This window comes from Pseudomonas sp. RIT-PI-AD (assembly GCF_025642785.1).
Classification (GTDB): Bacteria; Pseudomonadota; Gammaproteobacteria; order Pseudomonadales; family Pseudomonadaceae; genus Pseudomonas_T.
Genome location: NZ_JANZKU010000061.1, coordinates 1 through 1,461, shown reverse-complemented (window position 1 = coordinate 1,461; position 1,461 = coordinate 1). Strand labels below are relative to the sequence as shown.

The 1,461-nt window shown below is 68.7% G+C and carries 1 protein-coding gene; it reads left to right on the top strand.

Translation table 11 applies throughout. The features are described 5' to 3' along the window. Window positions 1-1,461 (top strand): VCBS domain-containing protein (locus OGL92_RS22010; RefSeq protein ID WP_263148005.1); only part of this gene is annotated, 1,461 nt, incomplete at both ends.

Genomic DNA, 1,461 nt, shown 5'->3' with positions numbered 1-1,461 from the left:
CCGGGCGGACCTGGACGGCTGGAACCTGGACACGCTGAGCATCACCCCACCGCTGGATTTCACCGGTCACTTCGACCTGGACATCGGCGCCACCGCTGTCGAAGGCGCCAATGCGGCGAGCGCGGAAACCCATTTGCCGCTCACCGTGGTGGTCTACCCCGAGAGCAGCGTTCCGACGGGCCCGGTCACCGGGCAGGAAGGCAGCGTCCAGGAGGACGTCACCCTGTCCGTCGGCAGCGCCTTCGGCTCCGGCGGCTCCAGCTTCGTCGCCGGCACCCAGAGCGGCACCTATGGTTCCCTGGGGCTGACCGCCGATGGACGCTGGACCTATACGCTGGATAACGCGGCGCCAGCGGTGCAGGCCCTGGTCAGCGGGCAGAGCGAAACCGAAACCTTCACCCTCAGCCTGTCCAACGGCACGACCACCACGGTCACCGTGCACGTGCTCGGCCTCGACGATCGTGCGGTGATCACGCCGGTCACGCCAGGCGCGGACCGTGGCGCCCTGGTGGAGGACAATGTGCTCACCGCCAGTGGAACACTCGCCGTCAGCGATCCGGATGCCGGCCAGGCGGGCTTCGTCGCCCAGACCCTGAGCGATGGTAACTACGGCTCCCTGAGTATCGATGCCAGCGGCCACTGGACCTACACCCTGAACAATGCCGCCCAGGAGGTGCAGAACCTCAAGGCCGGCGACAGCCTGACCCGCACCCTCGTGGTCACCAGCCAGGACGGCACGTCGCACGCCATCACCCTGACCATCGCCGGCGCCAACGAGACCGCCAGCGCCGGAGCCGGCGCCGTGCAGGAGGACACCACCCTCAGCGCCAGCGGCACCCTGGTCGCCAGCGGCGGCGCGACTTTCGCCGCCGGCACCCAGGCCGGTACCTACGGCAGCCTGACCTTGGGCAGCGACGGCCATTGGACCTACGTGCTGGACAACGCCAGCCCGCAGGTTCAGGCCCTGGTCAACGGGCAGACGGAAACCGAAACCTTCACCCTCAGCCTCAACGACGGCACCCTCACCCAGGTGGCCATCCAGGTGCTGGGCCTGAACGACACCGCGGTCATCGCCCCCGCCGCTCCCGGCGGCGATCGTGGCGCCCTGGTGGAGGATTCCGTGCTCACCGCCAGCGGAACCCTGAATGTCAGCGATGCGGACGCCGGCCAGGCCGGCTTCCAGGCCCAGACCGCCGTGGCCGGTCAATATGGTCATTTCTCCGTCGACGCCAATGGCCACTGGACCTACCAGTTGGATAATGCCGCTGCCCAGGTCCAGGCGCTGGCCGCCAACGAAATCCGTACCGAGCAGTTCACCGTCACCAGCCTGGATGGCACGCCCGCCCAGGTGACCCTCACCATCACCGGGACCGACGATGCACCGGTGATCGGCAGCGGCAGCGGCTCGGTCGTGGAGCAGACCCAGCCCAGCGTCACCGGCAGCCTCAGTGCGACCGACGT